The organism is Streptomyces sp. DSM 15324 (assembly GCF_001514285.1).
Lineage (GTDB): Bacteria > Actinomycetota > Actinomycetes > Streptomycetales > Streptomycetaceae > Streptomyces.
Genome location: NZ_KQ949031.1, coordinates 95,255 through 114,478, shown reverse-complemented (window position 1 = coordinate 114,478; position 19,224 = coordinate 95,255). Strand labels below are relative to the sequence as shown.

Genomic DNA, 19,224 nt, shown 5'->3' with positions numbered 1-19,224 from the left:
TTGGCGGGCCGCTCGGGTTCGGTGGCCGGCTCTGCGGTCATGCCGGGTCCGCGGTCATGCCGGGTCCGCGGTCACCTGGTCGGCGGCCGTGGCGACGGCGGCGAGGGCGGCCGAGACCGGGGCGAGGCCGCCGCCGGCGAGGAGCGCGCTGCGGGGGCCGTCCTCGGAGGCGAAGGTGCAGCCGCCCATGGTGGTGGTCATCCGGGAGAGGACCTGGGAGAGGACCACCCCGATGACGGCGGAGCCGATCGAGGTGCCGCACGACAGGTCGCGGGACGACTTCGCCGCGTTCGCGGGCCGTCCGCGCCGCTTCGGCCACGGCATCGAGGCCACCGGCGGCCGCCCCTGACCACGGCCCTGGGGCACCTCCCGGCGCCACCTGCCATCATGGGCAGACGGAACGGGGTCTCGCTCGACGGCCCCGGACAGGACCCCGGAGGGGGAGGCAGGGCGCGGTGCAGGACGGCCAGGTGGGCGTGGGGCAGGCGGGGCGCCCGCAGCGGGCGGACGCGCGGCGCAACAAGGAGAGCCTCCTCGACGCGGCGGCCGCGATCTTCGTGGAGTCGGGCGTGGAGGCGCCGGTCCGCGACATCGCGGCGCGGGCGGGCGTCGGCACGGCCACGATCTACCGTCACTTCCCGACCCGGGCCGATCTGATCATCGCGGTCTACCGGCACCAGGTCGAGGCCTGCGCCGAGGCGGGCCCGGCGCTGCTGGCGGCCGGCCCGACCCCGTACGCGGCGCTCGGCCGGTGGATCGACCTCTTCACCGACTTCCTGGTCACCAAGCACGGGCTCGCGGCGGTGCTCCAGTCCGACGACGCCGGCTTCGAGGGCCTGCACCACTTCTTCCTCGACCGGCTGGTGCCCGTGTGCACCGAGCTGATCGAGGCCGCCGTCGCCGCCGGCGAGATCCGCCCCGGGATCACCGCCTACGAACTCATGCGCGGCACCGGCAATCTCTGCATCGGCGCGGAGCACGACCCCCGTTACGACGCCCGCCGTCTGGTCGGCCTCCTCGTGGCGGGACTGCGCGCGCCGCGGTGAACCGGCCCGGGCGGCCGGGCCGGGCGGCTGCGCGCGGCCCGGGGGGTGCTCAGGCCCAGGCCGTCACCGGGATGAAGGAACTGTCCTGCCGGAACAGGTCCGTGCCGTCCGACGCGACCACGCTCAGCTGGTAGTTGTAGTGCCGCAGGTAGTAGCCCGGGTAGTTGTACGACTCGAAGCGCACCGAGCCGCTCGCCGTGCCGGTGCGGGCGACGAACGTGGCATCCTTGGCGAAGGTCGCGGTGCCGTCGTTGGCGTCGAAGCGGGCACGGAAGTTGTAGTGCCGCAGGTAGTTGCCCGAGGAGTCGCGGAACGAGTAGCCGTTGGAGTCGGCGAGGCCCGCGACGACCGTGAAGGTGGACGCCGTCTTCTCGCCGCTGGTGCTGGAGCCGGTCACCACCGGGAGGTTGAGCAGCGAGGACTGCGTCTGCCAGTACCGTGTCGCGTAGTTGGCGGACCGGAAGGAGCGGGTGGCGTTCCTGGTGATGCTCGGGCCGCCGGACACCGTCTCCTTGATGACGGTGAAGTGGCGGGCTGTGCCCGAGATGGCCGGCAGGGCCTTGGGGGCGCTCCAAGTGGCGAAGGAGTCGGTGCTGTCGCTGTAGTAGTAGGTGCCGTCGCCGTAGCCGTCGAAGAAGATCCGCCAGGTGCCGTTGTCGAGCTGGATCACCGAGGGGCCCTCACGGTAGCTGCCCCAGCCGGCCCAGTCGCCGGTCCGGGAGATCGTGTAGGGCCCGGCGAGGCTGCTCGCGGTGGCGTACTCGATGTACTTCGTCGTCTCGTTCTTGGTGAAGGCGTGGTAGGTCGAGCCGACCTTCACGATGTAGGTGTCGATGTGGTTGGAGCCGATGCCGGACAGGGCGACCGGTGAACTCCAGGCCGTCAGCGCGGTGTTGGTGGCCTTCAATAGATACGGGGTGAAGATCCACTCGTCGCTGGTGGGCGAGCAGGACACGATGACGTTGACGCTGCCGTCGCTGTCCACGAACCACTCCGGTGCCCAGGCGCGCGAGAGGCCGCTGATCGGGACCGTGTAGTCGTACAGGAACGTCCAGGTGGCCCGGTCGGCGCTGCGGGCGAAGCCGATCGTGGTGCTGACGTCCTGCCAGGTGTGGGTGGTGTAGGTGAGGTAGTAGTAGCCGTCGGTGTGCCTGAACACGCTCGCGTCGCGGATGCGGTTCGCGGGCGGGGTGTACGCGGAGGACTGCACCAGCCGGAAGTCGGTGGCGTCGTCGGACTGGTAGACGTTGACCGTGCCGTCGTTGCTGTTGAGGAACGGCACGATGGTGTAGCGGGTGGCGGAGCCGGCGGCCGGCGCTGCGGCGAGGGCGGTGCCGAGCAGGCCGGGCAGCTCGCCCAGCACGAACGCCGAGGCGGGCAGGACGGCCATCGCGCGCAGCAGGGCTCGGCGGGACGGAGACGCGGCGGGGCGGGGTGAGGTCATGGTCGGCTCTCTTCACTACGGCTCAGTAGTCCGACATTCCGAACAAGGTTCGGAAAGTCGGTCAGAAGGTAAGCGCGAGTCAGGGACACGTCAATGGTTTGCGCAGGAACAGGTGGTACCTGTGGTGCGGCTGTGACGCCCTGTCAGCCGACAGGCCGCAGCGCGCCGTTCCGTCCTGCGGCCCCGAGACGTTACCGTTCGGTAGTGTCAGACGATGTCGTCCCGGAGGTGCCCCGTATGACGCCCGACCGTGCCGCCGGCCTCGCCGAGACCGCCCGGGCGCTGGCCGCGGGCGAGGTCTCCTCGCGCACGCTGGTCGAACAGACCCTGGCCCGGATCGAGGCCACCCAGGGCACCCTGAACGCCTTCCGGATCGTCCGCGCCGAGGCCGCGCTCGCCGAGGCCGACGCGGCCGACCGGGAGCTGGCGGACGGGGGGCGCGGGCCGCTGCTGGGCGTGCCGGTCGCCGTCAAGGACGACATGGACGTGGCGGGTTCGCCGACCGCGTTCGGCTGCGCCGGCGATCACCCGCCGGTCGCCCGGGACGGGGAGGCGGTACGGCGGCTGCGCGCGGCCGGGGCCGTCGTCGTCGGCAAGACCAACACCTGCGAGCTGGGGCAGTGGCCCTTCACCGAGGGCCCGGCGTTCGGCGCCACCCGCAACCCGTGGAGCACCGATCACACCCCGGGCGGCTCCTCGGGCGGCTCGGCGGCCGCGGTGGCGGCGGGCCTGGTGCCGGCCGCGCTGGGGTCGGACGGCGCGGGTTCGGTCCGCATCCCCGCCTCCTGGACCCATCTCGTCGGCGTGAAGCCGCAGCGGGGCCGGGTCTCCACCTGGCCGCGCGGCGAGTCCTTCCAGGGCATCACCGTCAACGGCACCCTCGCCCGGACCGTGGAGGACGCGGCCCTGCTCCTCGACGCGGCGAGCGGCAACCACGATCTCGATCCGCACCGGCCCGCCGCGATCGACGCCTTGGCGGCCGTGCGCCGCGACCCCGGCCGGCTGCGGATCGCGCTCTCGCTGAAGCCGCCGTTCACCGCGGTGCCCGCACGGCTGACGCCGGAGGTGCGGACGCGGGTCGTGGAGCTGGCCGGGCACCTCGCCGACCTGGGCCACGAGGTCGAGGAGGCGGACCCGCCGTACGGGCACATCGGGCTCACCTTCGTGCCCCGGGCGACCGCGGGCATCGCGGAGTGGGTCGCCGACGCCCCCTTCCCGGCGCTCCTCGACCCCCGCACCCGCGACGCCGCACGGCTCGGCCGGCTGCTCGGCGGCGCCCCGCTGAAGGCGGCCCGGCGCGCGGAGGCGGTCCTGCACCGCCGTATCGGCTCCTTCTTCCGCGCGTACGACGTCGTCCTCGCGCCGACCACGGCCGCTCCCCCGCCGCGCATCGGCGCCATGCTGCACCTCGGCGGATTCGCCACCGACCGCGCGATGATCGCCGCCTGCCCCTACGCCTGGCCGTGGAACGTGCTGGGCTGGCCCGGCGTCAACGTCCCCGCCGGTTTCGCGCCCGGCGGGCTGCCGGTCGGCGCCCAACTGCTCGGCCCGGCGCACAGCGAGCCGCTGCTGCTCTCGCTCGCGGCCCAGCTGGAGGCGGAACTGCGGTGGCACGAGCACTGGCCCGAGCCGCTCGCGGCACCGTCCCCGGCCGTCTGACCGCGCCCTTCCCGCTGACCCGCGGTCCTGCCGCCCGTACGCTGTGACCATGGGCGATGCGTCGATGGTCGGGCTGATGGGGCGGGTCACCGGGACGATCGGGCCGGGGCTCGTCGGCGAGGTGATCGTCCGGGTGCGCGGCGGGGCGGAGCACTTCCTCGCCTACGCCGCGGACGGCACCGGCCGGATCGAGCGCGGCAGGGTGGTCATGGTGGTGGAGTACCTGGCCCCGAGAACGGTCTACGTCACGGAGGCGTACGACAGTTGAGCCGGCTGCGGCGCAGGTGAGAGCGGTGTCGGCCAGGTCTGCGTCAAGATTGCAACAAGGATCCTCGGGGGTCTTCACCCGGGGCCCCCGCAGGCGCAGACTCCCTTCGTTCGGTGCCGAAAGGGCACCATGCAAAGGGGGCGTATGCCGATGGTTGTCGGCGTCGTTGCGGGGACGGCGGTCGCCGCCGTTCTCGTTCTGATCGGTCTGTTCAAGTTGATGTGGCGGGTCGCGGAACCCAACGAGGCACTCGTCATCTCCGGCTCCAAGCACCGTGTGGAGGGGCTGGAGGAGGGCATGGGCTTCCGCATCGTCACGGGGCGCGGCACGCTGGTGATGCCCGGCGTGCAGGTGGTGCGCAAGCTGTCGCTCGACCTGAACGAGACCGAACTGCAGGTGGACTGCGTCACGCACCAGGGCATTCCGCTGAAGGTACGGGGCGTGGTCATCTTCAAGGTGGGCGACGACTTCGTGTCGATCGCCAACGCCGCCCGGCGCTTCCTCGACCAGCAGAGGATGATGTCGGAGCGGGTGCACAACGTGTTCGCCGGTCATCTCCGGTCCATCGTGGGCGGGTTGACGGTCGAGGACATGATCCGGGACCGGGAGAAGCTCACGGGGCAGACCCGTGCCGCCTGCGGCACGGAGATGGAGAAGCTCGGTCTGATCGTGGACTCCCTCCAGATCCACGAGATCGAGGACCCGACCGGGTACATCCAGAACCTGGCGATGCCGCACGCGGCGGCCGTGCAGCGGGACGCCCGGATCGCCCAGGCGGAGGCGAACCGGCTCGCCACGGAGGCCGAGCAGGCCTCGTTCGCCCGGATGGCCGAGGCCACCCGGGACAGCGAGATCCTCCAGGCCGGCTACCAGGCCGAGCGGGACAAGGCGGCGGCCAAGGCCCGTCAGGCGGGCCCGCACGCCGAGGCGGCCGCCCGGCAGGAGGTCGTCGTCCAGGAGACCCGGGTCGCCGAACTGGAGGCGCACCGGCGCGAACAGCAGCTCCAGGCCGACGTCCGCAAGCCGGCGGACGCGAAGGCGTACGAGAAGCGCACGCTGGCCGAGGCCGAGCGCGACGCGCGGATCTCGGCGGCCGAGGCCAAGGCGAAGGAGACGGAGCTGGCGGCCGCCGCCGAGGCGACCCGGGTGAAGACCGCCGCCGGCGCCGAGGCCGAGGCCACCAAGACCCGGGGTGCCGCCACCGCGGCGGCGACCCGGGCCACCGGTGAGGCCGAGGCGGCCGCCGCGCAGGCCCGCGGTCTGGCGGCGGCCGAGGCGACCAAGGCGCAGGGTCTCGCGGAGGCGGAGGCCATCAAGGCGCGCGCCGCGGCCCTCGCCGAGAACCAGGAGGCCGTCGTCGCCCAGCAACTCGCCGAGAAGTGGCCGGAGATCGTCCAGGCGGGCGCGTCCGCGTTCGGCAACGTCGACAACATGGTGCTGCTCAACGGCGCCGACGGCATGGCCGAGGTGTTCGCGAAGGCGCTCACCATGGGCGGTACCGGCCTCGGGCTCGCCCGGCAGCTGCTGTCGTCCATGAACCAGAACGGGCAGCCGGCGAACGGGACGTCGGCCCTCAACGGAGCCGGTGCGCCGCCGTCCCAGAAGGTGCCCGTCGAAGGAGCGTGACCCGCGCGTGAGATGCCCGTGGGGGCGGCCTGCGGGTCGCCCCCACGGGCGCGTCCGGGTGCGGGGGTGGGGGCCCTGCGGGTGTCCCGGGGCCCGCGGTTAGGGTGCCCCCGTGACCGCTTTCACGGATGAGAACGTCCCGGGGCGCTTCGGCCCCTCCGCCACCACCGAGGCCGACCCGCGCGAGGTGGGCCGGGTCCGCACCGAGTACTCCCCCGCCCACGACGGCGACCCGGACCCCGGTGAGATCGTCTGGACGTGGGTGCCCTTCGAGGAGAACGACGGCCGGGGCAAGGACCGACCGGTGCTCGTCGTCGCCCGTGAGGCGGCCGGCACGTTCCTCGCGGTCCAGCTCTCCAGCAAGCGGCACGACAACGACCGCGAGTGGGTCGGGATCGGCAGCGGCCCCTGGGACCGCACCGGACGGGACTCCTGGGTGGACGTCGACCGTGTCCTGCGGCTGCACGAGGACGGCATGCGCCGCGAGGCCTGCGCGCTGGACCGGGGCCGGTTCAACCTCGTCCGGCAGCGGCTGCACGAGCGTTACGGCTGGACCTGAGCCGTACGCCCCTCACTCTCGAACACACGCTCGAACACGGACCGCACCACCGCCCCGGGCGTCCGGTCCAGGACCCCGAACACCACTCGCTCGAACGCATGCTCGAAGGCCCCGCCGGGGCCGAGCAGCGCCCGGAACGCCCCCGCCACCTGCGCGGGGTCGTTGCGGAACACCCCGCAGCCCCAGGCCCCCAGCACCAGCCGCCGGTAGCCGTGCGCGGCGGCCGTCTGCAGGACCCGCTCGGCACGGGCCGCGAGGGCGCCCGGCAGCTCCGGCGCCCGCTCGGGCGCCGTCCGCAGCACGACGCCGGCGTTCGGCGCGGCGGAGGTCAGGAACCCGGCGGTGAACGGCTCGTCCAGCAGCCGGCCCCGGTCGTCCCGGAAGACGGGCACGGCCGGCGAGTGGACGACCCGGTCCGTGTAGAACGGATCGCGGTGGGCGCGGTGGTGCGCGTAGAACGCAGGGGCCTCCAGCAGGCAGGTGTACAGCGCTGAGGCCCGGCACAGGGCCTCCTCCTGCGCCTGGGCGCCGTTCAGATAGCCGCCTCCGGGGTTGCGGGCGGAGGCGAAGTTGAGGACGGCGACCGGCGCGTCCGCGAGACGGCGGGCGGCCTGCGTACTGCTCTCGCCGGTGACCTCGACCGAGGTGACCACGGGAGGCACCGGAGGGACCGGAACGGGTCCGGGTCCCCGCATGCGGGTCCCGGCCCGGGCGGCCCCGATCAGCGCCGTCAGCTCCACCGCCCGGCCGCCGGGCGAGCGGTACCCCCCGGCCGCGACGATCTCCTCGGTCTCCCGGGCGATGCCGCGCAGGCGCGCGCTCATGGCGCCACCCCCGTGGACGCCATGACCGTGCGTGCTTCCCCCGTGGTTGTGCTCATGCACGCATCGTCGGCGACGGCCGACCGGCCGTGCAAGGAGATTTCCGACGGCGGGAACACCCCGGGAACTCCCCGGAAACGCCGGGCGACCAGCACGGAATCGAAGGTTCTCCACGACATGGGCCCCGATATGCACTCTTGTGCGACGGGGTTCCAGGGGCTTGGGTGGATCGGGTGATTGCCGGTCCGGCGGCCTGATCGCCGGACAGGTGGCATGGTGGTACCTCAGGAGGATCCAGACATGTCAGATTCGGTCAGCGACTGTACCGAAAAGTCCGACAACACCGACTGTACGGCGCCTCGCACCTCCCTCTCCGAAGCCGAGGTGGAGGCCCTGGTCAGGGGCATCTGCTTCAAGACCGGCCCGCCCCGGACGGTCGGCGTCGAACTCGAATGGCTCGTCCACGAGCAGCGGTCACCGCAGCTCCCCGTGACACCCGAACGGCTCGCGGCGGCCTACGCCGCACTGGAGAGCGCGCCCCTGCGGTCGGCGCTCACCGTCGAGCCCGGCGGCCAGCTGGAGCTCAGCTCTCCGCCCGCCGCCTCCCTCCCCGAGTGCGTGGGCACCCTCTCCGCCGACCTGGACGCCGTCCGCGCGGTCCTGCGCGAGCACGGACTCGTCCTGGCCGGCCTCGGCACCGACCCCTGGCACACCCCTCGCCGGTTCCTCCACGAGCCGCGCTACGACGCCATGGAGGCCTGCCTCGACCGCACCGGCCCGGCCGGCCGCGCCATGATGTGCACCTCGGCCTCCGTACAGGTCTGCCTGGACGCCGGCTACGAGGGGTCCGGCCCGCTGGGGCACGGCCGCCGCTGGTGGCTCGCGCACACCCTGGGCGCGGTGCTGGTGGCCGCCTTCGCCAATTCCCCGCTGCTGCGCGGGGCCCCGACCGGCTGGCGCTCCACCCGGCAGCTGCTGTGGATGGAGATCGGCGCGGGCCGCGCGGGCGCCCCCGCCCTGGACGGCGACCCCCGCGACGCCTGGGCCCGCCATGTGCTGGACTCGCCGGTGATGTGCATACGGCGCGACAGCGGCCCGTGGGACGTGCCCGAACGGATGACGTTCCGGGAGTGGACCCGGACCGGGCAGCCGACCCGGGCGGACCTCGACTACCACCTGACCACGCTGTTCCCGCCCGTCAGGCCGCGCGGCCATCTGGAGCTGCGCATGATCGACGCCCAGCCCGGCGACCACGGCTGGATCGTGCCCGTCGCCGTGACGACGGCCCTGTTCGACGACCCGGAGGCCGCCGAGGACGCCTGCCGCGCCGTGGAGCCCCTGGCCCCGCGCGGTCTGCCGCAGCCCGCCCCGCACAATCCGCTGTGGATCGAGGCGGCCCGCTACGGCCTGTCCGACCCCGGCCTGCACACGGCCGCCGTCGAGTGCTTCGCCGCGGCCCTGCGCGCGCTGCCCCGGCTCGGCGCCCCCGCCACGATCGTGGACGCCGTCTCGGAGTACCGGGACCGCTATGTGCTCAAGGGCCGCACTCCCGCCGACGACCAGCTGGACAGCCTGCGCGGCACGGACACCCGCGCGTACGGGAAGGACCCACGCCCATGACCACCGAGCACCTCCCGGACGCCGGCACGCTCCGCGAGCGCGCGCTGACCACCCTGACCACCGCCCGGGACCGCACCACCCTGCTGACCTCCTGCGTCGAGGACCCGGACCTCACCGCACAGCACTCCCCGCTGATGTCCCCGCTGGTGTGGGACCTCGCGCACATCGGCAACCAGGAGGAGCTCTGGCTGCTGCGCACGGTGGGCGGCCGGGAGCCGATGCGCCCCGAGATCGACGGCCTGTACGACGCCTTCGAGCACCCGCGTGCCGAACGCCCCTCGCTGCCGCTGCTGCCGCCCGCCGAGGCCCGCGCCTACGCGGCGGAGGTACGCGGACGGGTCACGGACGTCCTGGAGTCGGCCGACTTCCACGGCACCCGGCTCACCGAGGCCGGGTTCGCCTTCGGGATGATCGCCCAGCACGAACAGCAGCACGACGAGACCATGCTGATCACCCATCAGCTGCGGCTGGGCCCCCAGGTCCTCACCGCTGCCGACCCGGAGCCCGCGCCGCTGTTCACCGGTCCGGCCGAAGTCCTCGTCCCCGGCGGGCCGTTCACCATGGGCACCTCCACCGAGCCCTGGGCGCTCGACAACGAACGCCCCGCGCACCAACGGGAGGTGGCGCCCTTCCACATCGACACCACTCCCGTCACCAACGCCGCCTACCAGGCGTTCATCGACGACGGCGGCTACGACGACCGGCGCTGGTGGACGACGCAGGGGTGGGCGCACATCCGCCGGCACGGCCTCCACGCCCCGCTGTTCTGGCACCGCGACGCCGGGCAGTGGCTGCGCCGCCGGTTCGGGGTCACCGAGGTCGTACCGCCCGAGGAGCCGGTCCTGCACGTGTGCTGGTACGAGGCCGACGCCTACGCCCGCTGGGCCGGGCGCCGGCTGCCCACCGAGGCCGAGTGGGAGAAGGCGGCCCGCTTCGACCCGGCGACCGGCGGCTCGATGCGCTACCCGTGGGGCGACGCCGACCCGGCGCCCGAGCACGCCAACCTGGGCCAGCGTCATCTGCGCCCCGCCCCCGCCGGAAGCTACCCGCAGGGCGAGTCCCCGCTCGGCGTACGCCAGTTGATCGGCGACGTCTGGGAGTGGACGGCGAGCGACTTCCTCCCCTACCCCGGCTTCACCGCCTTCCCCTACAAGGAGTACTCGGAGGTGTTCTTCGGCCCCGAGTACAAGGTGCTGCGCGGCGGTTCGTTCGCGGTGGACCCGGTGGCCTGCCGGGGCACGTTCCGCAACTGGGACCTGCCGATCCGGCGGCAGATCTTCTCCGGCTTCCGCACCGCCCGCTCCGGGGCGCTCTGATGTGCCGTCATCTCGCCTGCCTGGGCCCTTCGGAGCCGCTCGGCCGGATCCTGGTGGACCCGCCGCACGGTCTGTACCGGCAGTCGTGGGCGCCCCGGCGGCAGCGGTACGGGACGGTCAACGCCGACGGCTTCGGTGTGGGCTGGTACGCCGAGGACGATCCGGTGCCGGCCCGCTACCGCCGCGCCGGGCCGATCTGGGCCGACCTGTCCTTCGCCGACCTGGCGCGCGTGGTGCGCTCCGGCGCGTTGCTGGCCGCCGTACGGGACGCGACGCTGGCCGGGGCCGACGCGGAGGCCGCCGCGGCACCGTTCGCGCAGGGCCCCTGGCTGTTCAGCCACAACGGGGCGGTGGCGGGCTGGCCGTCCTCCCTCGCGGTCCTCGCGCACACCCTGCCCGCGGCGGACCTCCTGGCGCTGGAGGCCCGGACCGACTCCGCGTTCGTCTGGGCGCTGGTCCTGGCCCGGCTGCGGGGCGGCGACCCCGGCGGGCAGGCCCTGGCCGACACCGTCCTGGAGGTCGCCGCCGCGGCCCCCGGCTCCCGGCTCAACCTGCTGCTCACCGACGGCGCGACCATCACGGCGACCGCCTGGGGCGACTCCCTCTGGTACCGCGCCGACCCCGGCCGGCGCACGGTCGTGGCCTCCGAACCGTACGACGACGACCCGCGCTGGCAGGAGGTCCCCGACCGCACCCTCCTCACCGCGAACCGCACCGAGGTCCTCCTCACCCCCCTCAAGGACCCGGCATCCGCACCCCCCGAGGAGCCCCTTACGTGAGTCCGTTCCCGCTCTCCCGCACAGGTCGCGCCGCCTCATGGGCGGCCGACGGTTCGACCGAAACGAGGCCATGATGACCGGCTCCCGCGCCTACGGCTACACCGACACCCTCGACGCCGAGCACTACGCGAGGGCCCTGCGCGCCGACATCCACGGCGGACTGACCGGCACCCCCAAGTCCACGGCGCCCACGTGGTTCTACGACGCCCGGGGCAGCGAACTCTTCGAGGAGATCACGCAGCTCCCCGAATACCCCTTGTGGCGGGCCGAGCTGGGGCTGTTGCGGCTCCACGCCCAGGACGTGGCCGCGCGGACCCGGGCCCGCAGCATGATCGAGCTCGGATCCGGTAGTTCGACGAAATCCAAGCTGATCCTCGAGGCGCTGGGCCCGGCCGGCCTGAACTACGTCCCCGTCGACGTCAGCGCCGACGCGCTCCACCAGGCCGGCGCCCACCTCGTCCAGGAGTACCCGGAGATCCGCCTCCACGCCCTCCGCAGCGACTTCACGGCTCCGCTCGTCCTGCCGGACCTGCCCGAGGACGGCCCCCGGCTCATCGCCTTCCTGGGCAGCACGCTCGGCAATTTCCGCCGGGGAGCCCGCGTCCCCTTCCTCCGCGGGCTCCGGGACGTCATGCGCCCCCAGGACTTCCTGCTGATCGGCGCCGACCTGGTGAAGGACGAGCAGGAGATGATCGCGGCCTACGACGACGCGCAGGGCGTCACGGCCGAGTTCGACAAGCATCTGCTCCACGTCCTGAACCGCGAACTGGACGCCGACTTCGATCCCGACGCCTTCGACCACACAGCCGTGTGGAACGGCGCGGAAAGCCACATCGAGATGCGGCTGCGCAGCCGAACCGAGCAACTGGTGAAGATCCGCGAACTCGACCTGGCGGTGCACTTCGAGCGCGGAGAGGAGTGGATCACCGAGCGCAGCGCCAAGTTCACCACGGACGGACTGCGGGAGGAGATGACCGAGGCCCGCCTGCGCACTCAGGAACTCTGGGCGGACTCCGACGCCGGATTCGCGCTGCTGCTCGCGGCTCCCGCGTAGCCGCTCCGGCACGGCCCGATCGTCACCGGCGGCGGCCCCGGCCTTCTGGGGGCCGCCGCCGGTCGGTCGCCGGGCGGTAAACGTCCACTGCTTGGTGACCGAGCCGGAGGCCACGTTGCCGCTGTGTGCGGTTGGTGATCGAGTAGCGTCCGGCACCCGGTGGGTGATCGCCCACTGCGGGTTGTCGCCGCCGTCCCAGGCCGCCTGCCGGGCGGCGGGTGTTGCGGGCGGTCCGGGACCGCGGGCTCGGCCACGGCATCGACTCGCCCGGCACGATGCAGCAGCGCTGGACGGTGATCGGCGGCGGTCCGGTCTGCATCCTCATCAGGTTGGTCGCCAGGGCCGTCGGCGCCGAGGTGGACGTGGTGGAACCCGGCACCCGAGCTGGTGCGGAAGGGGACCGGTGACGCCGGTGACGCCGTCGCCCTTGAGGTGGCCGGCGCGGCGGCCTGCGTCACCACCGCGGTCGATGTCCTGGGTGTGGGGGCCGGCTGTGCCTGGTGGCCATCCTCGTCAGCAACAGCCGCAGCCGGCCAGACCCGTAGCTCCGGGCACTCGGCATCCGCCGGACGGGACAGCAGATCAGCCACCCCGCCGTGCTGCCCCGGCTCACCGACCCGCCGCACCCCCGTTTCCCTTGACGACAACTACGTCACCGGCATGCCGGACTGACGCCCGCGCCCGCATCCCGAACCCGCGTCACAGGCAGTTGTGCACCAAGGACAGGAGCTCCTGGTCCGTCAGGCCGAACGCGCGTGCCCGGGCGACGAGGCCGTGCACGGCCTCGGTGAGGCGGGCCTGGTCCGCGATGCCGGGTGCCGCGGTGATCACCGCGCCACGGCCTCGGCGCAGCTCGATCAGTCCTCCCTCGTCACGCAGTCGCTGTTGACGTGCTCCCTGGCCTAAAGTCCAGGGATTCCGGCCTGGGTCGGCTGACCCTTCCGGGGGCTTCCTGCTTCACCGCGCTGTGCCGGGACTTTCGTCCTGGTCTTACCGGCGCTCCACGAGGCGTTTAGCGTCTCCGCCCGTCCGGCGGCGACGATGCGGCGTCCTTCGAAGAGGACGTTGCGTGCTGCGTTGTGGTCGCGGTCGTGCATGGTGCCACAGGCCCCGCACGTCCACTGGCGGACGTGCAGAGGCTTGGGGCCGTCCCGGAATCCGCAGGCCGAGCAGACCTGAGAGGACGGGAAAGCACGGTCCACCTTGGTGAAGGTGCGGCCGTACAGAGCCGCCTTGTATTCCAGCATGCCGACGAACGCGGACCATCCCGCGTCGTGCACGGACTTGGCGAGCCGGGTGCGGCCGAGGCCGGACACCGCGAGGTCTTCCACATACACCGCTTGGTTGTCGCGGACGATCTGTGTGGATGCCTTGTGGTGCCAGTCCCGGCGCCGGTCCGCCACCTTGGCGTGCTGGCGTGCGACCTTGATGCGGGCCTTGGCCCGGTTCTTCGATCCCCTCACCTTGCGGGACAGCTCCCGCTGAAGGCGCTTGAGTTTCTTCTCCGCCCGGCGCAGGAAGCGCGGGCTGTCGATCTTCCGCCCATCAGAGAGGACCGCGAAGGCCGACAGACCGAGGTCGATACCGGCGTCGGTCTCCACTCCCGGGAGGCTGTCCGGCTCGGTGTCCACGACGAAGCTGAGGAAGTACCGGCCGCAGCTGTCCTTGGTGACGGTCAGGGACGTGGGCGCGGCCGGAAGCCGGCGGGACCACTTGACCTTGAGATTGCCGACCTTGGCCACGTACAGGGTGCCATCGTCCTGGAGGGAGAAGGCGTTGGTGTTGAGACGGATCGACTGCTGGGTGTCCTTCTTCGACTTGTAGCGGGGAGGGCCGACCTTGCGGCCCTGCCGCTTGCCCTTGACCGAGTCGAAGAAGTTCTTGTAGGCGGTGTCGAGGTCCCGCAGGGACTGTTGCAGGACGACGGCTGAGACGTCGGCGAGCCAGGCGCGTTCCTGGGTGCGCTTGGCCTGGGTGATGCGAAGCCGGGACAGCTCGGCCGACGTCACGTAGGGCAGCCCTGCCGCGTGCGCTTCCTTGCGGACGCGCAGGCAGTCGTTCCACACCACACGGGCGCACCCGAACGCGCTCGCCAGCGCACGGCGCTGGGTGGCATCCGGGTAGGCCCGGTAGTTGTAGCGCAGCTGCACACTCAAGATCCTACTACGATTGGTCTCATGGATGGACCGAATGACTACAGGCGTGGCAGACACGTGGTTTCGGCGATGCATGTGCACTTGGTCTTCGTGACGAAGTACCGGCGCGGGGTGTTCACCGACGAGATGCTGACACGCTGCGAGGAGATCATGCGCAAGGTCTGCGAGGACTTCGAAGCGGAGCTGAAGGAGTTCAACGGCGAACACGATCACGTCCACCTGCTGGTGCACTACCCGCCCAAGGTCGCCGTCTCCAAGCTGGTCAACAGCCTCAAGGGCGTCTCCGCCCGCCGGATACGGCAGGAGTTCACCGGCCGGATCGACCGCGCCATCATGCACGGACATCTGTGGTCGCCCTCGTACTTCTCCGCATCGTGCGGCGGAGCACCGTTGGCGATCGTCCGCCAGTACATCGAGCAGCAAAAACGTCCGCTCTGACGTGCACGTCACAGCAGCCTTGAGATGCATTCATCCCCGGCGTGAACGCCGGGGCCTTCTGCAAGAAACCCGGTAACCCCGACCCGGGGCCGTTCCCTTACGCGGGCGGAGGCGTCTGTGCCGGGGCCGTCGCCGGGCTCGTGGTCCCGCCCGGACCGGCGGAGGCCGTCCCGGGTGCCGCCGGGGCCGGCGAAGCCGCCGAAGCCGACGGCGGTGCGGTGGTGTCGGCCTCGGCGTCGGCCAGGCAGTCGACGAAGCTGACGAAATCCGGCTTCGCGGTGCCGTCGGTGACCGCGAACTCCTCCTGCGCATGGCTGCGCAGCAGACACATGTCGTAGCGGGCCACCGTCGGCAGGGAGTCGCGCGCGCCGTCGGTGCGGTACTCGTGGCGGCCGACCAACTGGCAGGAGTCGTACCGGATCAACGGTCCGCGCGGCCCCACGACATAGCGGTGCGGCCGTACTTCGGGCGCGAAGTCCTTGAAGGCCAGGCCGGTGTCGTCGCAGTCGCTGAAGTGGACCGTGCCGCTCTTCCACACACAGTCGATGACCCGCGCGTCGGGGTTGCGCACCTCGAACCGGATGTCCTGGGCGTGGAAACGCTGCACCGAGTCGTGGTGCTGGGCGACGGGGAACCGGAAGAAGGTGCTCGTGGTGCCGTACTCCTGGCTCGGCGGCCGGGTGCCCGTGATGATGTACGAGCCGCCCCGGCAGGTGATGGAGCCCCCGTAGGGGAACTCCAGGAAGTTGCCCCAGTCGTACTCGACCTTCATGTCGGTGAACCAGTAGTTGAGGAACTGGTCCTGGTCGTTGGGCTGCTGGCCCCGGCCGGTGAGGCCCGAGTAGAGGAAGGCCCTGCGGTAGGCGCCGCCGACCCGGCACGCCTCCCAGCGCATCTCGGAGTTGGTGTCGGTGCCGTCCAGGCAGATGCCGTACTCCCACTCCCCCATCCACTCGCACTCCGAGAACCGGTAGTCCTGCGCCTGGCCGGTGGAGTAGGAGGTGAAGAAGGAGGCGCCCGGCGTCGCCGAGCGGAACTGGATGCGTTCGAAGGACAGGTTGGCCCAGATGTCCTCGTTGCGGCACAGGGAGGAGCCGGGGCCGACCGGCGGGCGGAAGACCAGGGTGGTCATGCGCTTGCCGGCGCCGGAGAAGCGCAGCCCGTTGGCGGGGCGCAGCGGCGCGACCCCGTTCAGCAGGGCGTTCGGACGGGTGATGAGGAACTCGCCGGGCGGGATCTCGATCACGGTGCGGCCGATGCCCCGGGAGACGCGGGCGGCGGCGAGGGCGTAGGCGTACTCGAACGCGGCGGTGTCGTCGGCGGTTCCGTCGCCCACCGCGCCGAGGTCGCGGACGTTGATCACCCGGGACAGCAGACCGGCGGAGGCCGGCGCCCGCACCGCACCGGCGGGGCCGACCGGGGCGCCGGGGCCGCTTCCCGGTCCCGACGCGGCGGACGCGCTGTGGCCGGTGAGGACGGTCGCGCCCAGCAGGGTCACCCCGCCACGCAGGAGCTGCCGACGGCTCACACGGGACATCCCGCCTCCCCGCTCTGCCATAATTGCCTTCTTTCTAGCGATTTGTTCAATTGACATGAGATTCGCTCTTATAAGGAGGGATATGGCTGAGTTCGTCGAGGTTCTGCGGCATCTTTCGGCGGCCCAGAAGCCCGCGAAGGGGGTCTCGCTCTACACCCGGTTCGTCAATCGCCCGGCCGGGCGGGTCCTGGCCGCGCTGGCCTATCAGGCGGGGGCGACGCCCAATCAACTGACCGTCCTGGGCGCCCTGTTCACCTTCCCCGCGCTGGCCGCGGTGGCGCTGCTGCCGCCCACGCCGCCGATGGCGGCGGGTGTGGGCGCGGCCCTGGCCATGGGGTTCTTCCTGGACTCTGCGGACGGTCAGCTGGCGCGGGGGCAGCGGTCGGGGAGTCCGTCGGGCGAGTGGCTCGACCATGTCCTGGACTGCGTCAAGATCCTCGCCCTGCACCTGGTGGTGCTGGTGTCGTTCTACCGGTTCTTCGCCCTGCCGAGCCCGCTCTGGCTGCTGGCGCCGATGGTCTTCCAGCTCGCGGCCGTGGTGATCTTCTTCGCCGGCATCCTGACGGAGAAGCTGAAGCGGCGGGCACCGGGCGAGGTTCCGCCCGGTGCGCCCCCGGCCTTCAGGGCCGTCCTGCTACTGCCCGTCGACTACGGCCTGACCTGTCTGGCCTTCCTATTCCTGGGCAGTCAGGACGTCTTCCTTGCGGTGTACTCCACGCTGCTGCTGGCACACGTCCTGTTCATGGCCGCCTTCCTGGTGAAGTGGTTCCGGGAGCTGCGCTGAGGGGATCGACGGCGGTTCGTGGGCGGCCAGCATCCTCAGGGCGCTGCGCAGCAGGGTGCTGGAGGTGTGCATGGTGTACGGGAAGTAGACGACCTCCACCCCGACCTCCCCGAACCGCCGCTCGTACTCCAGCCACTTGGGGGTGCCGCGCCAGTCGTCGCCCTTGAAGATGACGTGGAAGCCGACGCGCTTCCAGGTGTTGAGCTTGTCGACCTCCGTCTCCACGATGGCGTCGTCGACGTACTTCACACTGCGGACGATGTCGAGCCGCTCGGCGAGCGGGACGACCGGGACCTTGCCCTTCAGCCGTAGCGTCATCTCGTCGGAGCTCACTCCCGCGACGAGCCGGTCGCAGTGGCGCCGGGCCTCGCGCAGGATGTTGAGGTGGCCGATGTGGAACAGGTCGTAGACGCCCGGGGCGAATCCGATGCGGGTCATCGCGCCTCACCCGTGCCCCGGTGGGCCGTCCGGCCGGACTCGGCCGTCCTGCCCGTCTGGCCGGACTGCGCGGTCTGGGCGCCGCCCTGGGCCGTCTGCTTCGGCGCAGCGGTGGTCTGCTGCGCCGGCTTCTTCGGCACGTTCACGGTCAGGGAACGGGACCTGGCCGCGGTGTTGGTGCCGTCCGTGACCTCGATGGCGTACTGGTGGCGGGAGCCCGCCGGCACCGTGTCCGTCCAGGTCATCCGGGGGCGGTCCCAGAACGCGGAGGACTTGGCCTGGCGGGTGACCAGCTTGCCGTCGCGGTAGATCCGGTACGTCAGGACGGCGTCGTCGCGGTCCCAGGCGGCCCGCCAGGCGAGGGTGACCCTGCCGGGCTCGGCCGCCGACAGGGACAGCGTGGGGGGCTCCTCCGGAGCGCCGGTGTCCTTGTCGCCGAAGCGGGTGAGACCCTGCTGGGGCGCCTCGTTGACCTCGGTGAACTCACCGCCCGCCCACAGGAAGCCGCGCGACGCCACCAGGACGCGGGGGCCGACCTCCTCGCCGAGGCCGCCGTTGGTGTCGGGGAACCAGTGCAGGATCCTGCGGTCGTCGACCCGCTGGGCCAGGAAGTGCTGGCGGTCGCCCCGGTCGGGGAAGCCGCCGGGCGTCTCGTTGCAGTCGTGGGCGTGCGAGGCGCTGTAGAGCACGCCGTTGTAGGGCAGGACGGACTGGGTGGCGCCGCGGCAGGTGTCGTTCCACACCATGATGCCGGTGGCGGTCCGGCCCGCGATCCGGCCGTCGTAGATGCCCGGGCCATGCCCCTCCGCGCCCACGAAGAAGCGGGAGTTGTCCTGGGCGATCGTCTTCACCGACGACTGGCTCGGGAACCAGCCGGGGTAGGCGAGCACGGTGGCGCCGGTGACCGGGTTCAGGGTGACCAGGGAGCGGGCCGACTGTCCGTTGACCTTCTCGAAGTCGCCGCCCACGAAGAGGCGCCCCTGCGAGAGCGCGGCCGACAGGGCGCGCACCGGCTGGTCGAGTTCGGCCTTGAAGGGCAGCAGCGCCCCCTTGGGCGTGACGGCGGCGATACGGCTCCTGGTCTCGCCGGAGACCCGGCCGAAGTCACCGCCGAGGTAGATCGCGCGGTCCGTGGGCTCGACGGCCCGCACGGTCGAGGACACGGTCGGCTTGAAGTCCTTGCGCACCGAGCAGTCGGCGGTGTTGAGCGCGACCACGTTGGCCGCCTTCTCGGAGCCGGCGGTGTCGAAGGACCCGCCGATGTACAGCACCCGGCCGTCCGCGGAGGCCTTCATGGCCCGTACGGTGTGGTGGTACCCGGTGAAGGACGGGGCACAGGGCAGGAGTTTGCCGGTCACGGCGTCGAACGCGGCGAAGTTGCGGCGGGCCACCAGCTTCCGGCCCGGCGCCGCACCCGGCGGGCGGACCGCCTCGAAGGATCCTCCGACGTAGACGACGCCGTTCGCGGCGGCCATCGACCACACGATGCCTTCGGTCTGCCAGGTGGGCAGCGCATCGGCGGAGAACGTCTTGGGACCGCTGTCGGCGGCCGCGGCGAGGGAGGCGTCGAGCAGGGCTGCGGAACACACGAGGGCGGTGACGGCGACCCTGGTGACCGGCTTCGAGCGGAGCTTTCTCAGGTGCAAGGGAACCCCGGGTGGCAGTGGTGGGAGTGGTAC

The 19,224-nt window shown here is 72.1% G+C and carries 20 protein-coding genes and 1 pseudogene; 13 read left to right on the top strand and 8 right to left on the bottom strand.

Features of this window, described 5'->3' with window-relative positions; translation table 11 throughout:
- Positions 1-54 precede the first annotated feature (54 nt).
- Positions 55-201 (bottom strand): hypothetical protein, encoded by a 147-nt coding sequence (locus AQJ58_RS46030; RefSeq protein ID WP_420712186.1) that lies wholly within the window; start codon positions 199-201, stop codon positions 55-57.
- On the opposite strand from AQJ58_RS46030, the gene AQJ58_RS43965 reads away from it, so the two are divergent.
- Positions 188-349 carry a hypothetical protein gene (locus AQJ58_RS43965; protein WP_199844701.1) on the top strand — a complete coding sequence of 54 codons (162 nt, stop codon included), beginning with the start codon at positions 188-190 and terminating at the stop codon, positions 347-349. The genes AQJ58_RS46030 and AQJ58_RS43965 overlap by 14 nt on opposite strands.
- Positions 350-455: 106 nt before the next feature.
- Complete coding sequence (locus AQJ58_RS26605) at positions 456-1,046, top strand: TetR/AcrR family transcriptional regulator (RefSeq protein ID WP_067254506.1); 591 nt, start codon at positions 456-458, stop codon at positions 1,044-1,046.
- Positions 1,047-1,095: 49 nt separating this feature from the next.
- On the opposite strand, the gene AQJ58_RS26600 is transcribed toward AQJ58_RS26605, so the two are convergent.
- A complete protein-coding gene (locus tag AQJ58_RS26600) occupies positions 1,096-2,490 on the bottom strand; it encodes a glycoside hydrolase family 43 protein (protein ID WP_067254504.1) in 1,395 nt (464 codons plus the stop codon).
- A gap of 237 nt (positions 2,491-2,727) precedes the next feature.
- On the opposite strand from AQJ58_RS26600, the gene AQJ58_RS26595 reads away from it, so the two are divergent.
- The 4 genes from AQJ58_RS26595 (at position 2,728) to AQJ58_RS26580 (ending at position 6,602) form a co-directional block, all read left to right on the top strand.
- A complete protein-coding gene (locus AQJ58_RS26595) occupies positions 2,728-4,149 on the top strand; it encodes an amidase (RefSeq protein ID WP_067254501.1) in 1,422 nt (473 codons plus the stop codon).
- A 49-nt stretch (positions 4,150-4,198) separates the two neighbouring features.
- The gene (locus AQJ58_RS26590; protein ID WP_199844688.1) at positions 4,199-4,417 is read left to right on the top strand and encodes a hypothetical protein; all 219 of its coding nucleotides are present in this window, start codon (positions 4,199-4,201) and stop codon (positions 4,415-4,417) included.
- Positions 4,418-4,561: 144 nt separating this feature from the next.
- A complete protein-coding gene (locus tag AQJ58_RS26585; RefSeq protein WP_067254498.1) occupies positions 4,562-6,043 on the top strand; it encodes an SPFH domain-containing protein in 1,482 nt (493 codons plus the stop codon).
- Between the two features lie 112 nt (positions 6,044-6,155).
- The gene (locus AQJ58_RS26580) at positions 6,156-6,602 is read left to right on the top strand and encodes a type II toxin-antitoxin system PemK/MazF family toxin (protein WP_055636018.1); all 447 of its coding nucleotides are present in this window, start codon (positions 6,156-6,158) and stop codon (positions 6,600-6,602) included.
- Here AQJ58_RS26580 and AQJ58_RS26575 read toward each other — a convergent pair.
- On the bottom strand, positions 6,587-7,426 hold the full coding sequence (locus tag AQJ58_RS26575) for a TIGR02452 family protein (protein ID WP_067254495.1): 840 nt from the start codon (positions 7,424-7,426) through the stop codon (positions 6,587-6,589). The two genes, AQJ58_RS26580 and AQJ58_RS26575, sit on opposite strands and share 16 nt — an antisense overlap.
- Before the next feature lie 297 nt (positions 7,427-7,723).
- Here AQJ58_RS26575 and egtA point away from each other — a divergent pair, with 297 nt between their 5' ends.
- The 5 genes from egtA to AQJ58_RS46025 all read left to right on the top strand — a co-directional run bounded on the left by egtA (position 7,724) and on the right by AQJ58_RS46025 (position 12,599).
- Positions 7,724-9,043: an ergothioneine biosynthesis glutamate--cysteine ligase EgtA gene (egtA, locus tag AQJ58_RS26570; protein WP_067254493.1), complete on the top strand. Its 1,320-nt coding sequence runs from the start codon at positions 7,724-7,726 to the stop codon at positions 9,041-9,043.
- Positions 9,040-10,359: an ergothioneine biosynthesis protein EgtB gene (gene egtB / locus AQJ58_RS26565; protein WP_067254491.1), complete on the top strand. Its 1,320-nt coding sequence runs from the start codon at positions 9,040-9,042 to the stop codon at positions 10,357-10,359. Before egtA ends, egtB begins: the two co-directional genes overlap by 4 nt.
- Positions 10,359-11,138: an ergothioneine biosynthesis protein EgtC gene (egtC, locus tag AQJ58_RS26560; protein WP_067254489.1), complete on the top strand. Its 780-nt coding sequence runs from the start codon at positions 10,359-10,361 to the stop codon at positions 11,136-11,138. The genes egtB and egtC overlap by 1 nt, the downstream gene beginning before the upstream one ends.
- 73 nt (positions 11,139-11,211) lie before the next feature.
- Positions 11,212-12,192, top strand: coding sequence for an L-histidine N(alpha)-methyltransferase (gene egtD, locus AQJ58_RS26555; RefSeq protein WP_067255131.1), 981 nt, complete (start codon positions 11,212-11,214; stop codon positions 12,190-12,192).
- A gap of 218 nt (positions 12,193-12,410) precedes the next feature.
- Complete coding sequence (locus AQJ58_RS46025) at positions 12,411-12,599, top strand: hypothetical protein (RefSeq protein ID WP_067254486.1); 189 nt, start codon at positions 12,411-12,413, stop codon at positions 12,597-12,599.
- Positions 12,600-12,891: 292 nt separating this feature from the next.
- On the opposite strand, the gene AQJ58_RS45490 is transcribed toward AQJ58_RS46025, so the two are convergent.
- Together AQJ58_RS45490 and AQJ58_RS26540 are read right to left on the bottom strand one after the other, a co-directional pair.
- Positions 12,892-13,023: a hypothetical protein gene (locus tag AQJ58_RS45490; protein WP_267892099.1), complete on the bottom strand. Its 132-nt coding sequence runs from the start codon at positions 13,021-13,023 to the stop codon at positions 12,892-12,894.
- Positions 13,024-13,094: 71 nt separating this feature from the next.
- Positions 13,095-14,342, bottom strand: a complete 1,248-nt coding sequence (locus tag AQJ58_RS26540) for an RNA-guided endonuclease InsQ/TnpB family protein (protein ID WP_067254483.1) — start codon at positions 14,340-14,342, stop codon at positions 13,095-13,097.
- A 27-nt stretch (positions 14,343-14,369) separates the two neighbouring features.
- Here AQJ58_RS26540 and tnpA point away from each other — a divergent pair, with 27 nt between their 5' ends.
- Complete coding sequence (gene tnpA / locus AQJ58_RS26535) at positions 14,370-14,786, top strand: IS200/IS605 family transposase (protein ID WP_079079259.1); 417 nt, start codon at positions 14,370-14,372, stop codon at positions 14,784-14,786.
- Between the two features lie 97 nt (positions 14,787-14,883).
- Here tnpA and AQJ58_RS26530 read toward each other — a convergent pair whose 3' ends face one another.
- Positions 14,884-16,323, bottom strand: a complete 1,440-nt coding sequence (locus AQJ58_RS26530) for a glycosyl hydrolase family 28-related protein (RefSeq protein WP_107122165.1) — start codon at positions 16,321-16,323, stop codon at positions 14,884-14,886.
- Positions 16,324-16,405: 82 nt separating this feature from the next.
- Here AQJ58_RS26530 and AQJ58_RS26525 point away from each other — a divergent pair, with 82 nt between their 5' ends.
- Positions 16,406-17,107: a CDP-alcohol phosphatidyltransferase family protein gene (locus tag AQJ58_RS26525; protein WP_067254478.1), complete on the top strand. Its 702-nt coding sequence runs from the start codon at positions 16,406-16,408 to the stop codon at positions 17,105-17,107.
- A 21-nt stretch (positions 17,108-17,128) separates the two neighbouring features.
- On the opposite strand, the pseudogene AQJ58_RS26520 reads toward AQJ58_RS26525, so the two are convergent.
- Both AQJ58_RS26520 and AQJ58_RS26515 read right to left on the bottom strand, forming a co-directional pair.
- Positions 17,129-17,545, bottom strand: a pseudogene (locus AQJ58_RS26520) (adenylyltransferase/cytidyltransferase family protein); the annotation flags it as partial.
- Complete coding sequence (locus tag AQJ58_RS26515) at positions 17,542-19,191, bottom strand: hypothetical protein (RefSeq protein WP_067254475.1); 1,650 nt, start codon at positions 19,189-19,191, stop codon at positions 17,542-17,544. The gene AQJ58_RS26515 and the pseudogene AQJ58_RS26520, both read right to left, overlap by 4 nt.
- Positions 19,192-19,224 lie beyond the last annotated feature (33 nt).

Excerpts from the sequence above, each read along its gene's own strand:
- AQJ58_RS43965 (WP_199844701.1), top strand. The coding sequence starts at position 188 with ATGGTGGTGGTCATCCGGGAGAGGACCTGGGAGAGGACCACCCCGATG.
- AQJ58_RS46030 (WP_420712186.1), bottom strand. The coding sequence starts at position 201 with ATGACCACCACCATGGGCGGCTGCACCTTCGCCTCCGAGGACGGCCCC.
- AQJ58_RS26600 (WP_067254504.1), bottom strand. The coding sequence starts at position 2,490 with ATGACCTCACCCCGCCCCGCCGCGTCTCCGTCCCGCCGAGCCCTGCTG.
- AQJ58_RS26595 (WP_067254501.1), top strand. The coding sequence starts at position 2,728 with ATGACGCCCGACCGTGCCGCCGGCCTCGCCGAGACCGCCCGGGCGCTG.
- AQJ58_RS26590 (WP_199844688.1), top strand. The coding sequence starts at position 4,199 with ATGGGCGATGCGTCGATGGTCGGGCTGATGGGGCGGGTCACCGGGACG.
- AQJ58_RS26585 (WP_067254498.1), top strand. The coding sequence starts at position 4,562 with ATGCCGATGGTTGTCGGCGTCGTTGCGGGGACGGCGGTCGCCGCCGTT.
- AQJ58_RS26575 (WP_067254495.1), bottom strand. The coding sequence starts at position 7,426 with ATGAGCGCGCGCCTGCGCGGCATCGCCCGGGAGACCGAGGAGATCGTC.
- egtA (WP_067254493.1), top strand. The coding sequence starts at position 7,724 with ATGTCAGATTCGGTCAGCGACTGTACCGAAAAGTCCGACAACACCGAC.
- egtB (WP_067254491.1), top strand. The coding sequence starts at position 9,040 with ATGACCACCGAGCACCTCCCGGACGCCGGCACGCTCCGCGAGCGCGCG.
- egtC (WP_067254489.1), top strand. The coding sequence starts at position 10,359 with ATGTGCCGTCATCTCGCCTGCCTGGGCCCTTCGGAGCCGCTCGGCCGG.
- egtD (WP_067255131.1), top strand. The coding sequence starts at position 11,212 with ATGACCGGCTCCCGCGCCTACGGCTACACCGACACCCTCGACGCCGAG.
- tnpA (WP_079079259.1), top strand. The coding sequence starts at position 14,370 with ATGGATGGACCGAATGACTACAGGCGTGGCAGACACGTGGTTTCGGCG.
- AQJ58_RS26530 (WP_107122165.1), bottom strand. The coding sequence starts at position 16,323 with ATGTCCCGTGTGAGCCGTCGGCAGCTCCTGCGTGGCGGGGTGACCCTG.
- AQJ58_RS26525 (WP_067254478.1), top strand. The coding sequence starts at position 16,406 with ATGGCTGAGTTCGTCGAGGTTCTGCGGCATCTTTCGGCGGCCCAGAAG.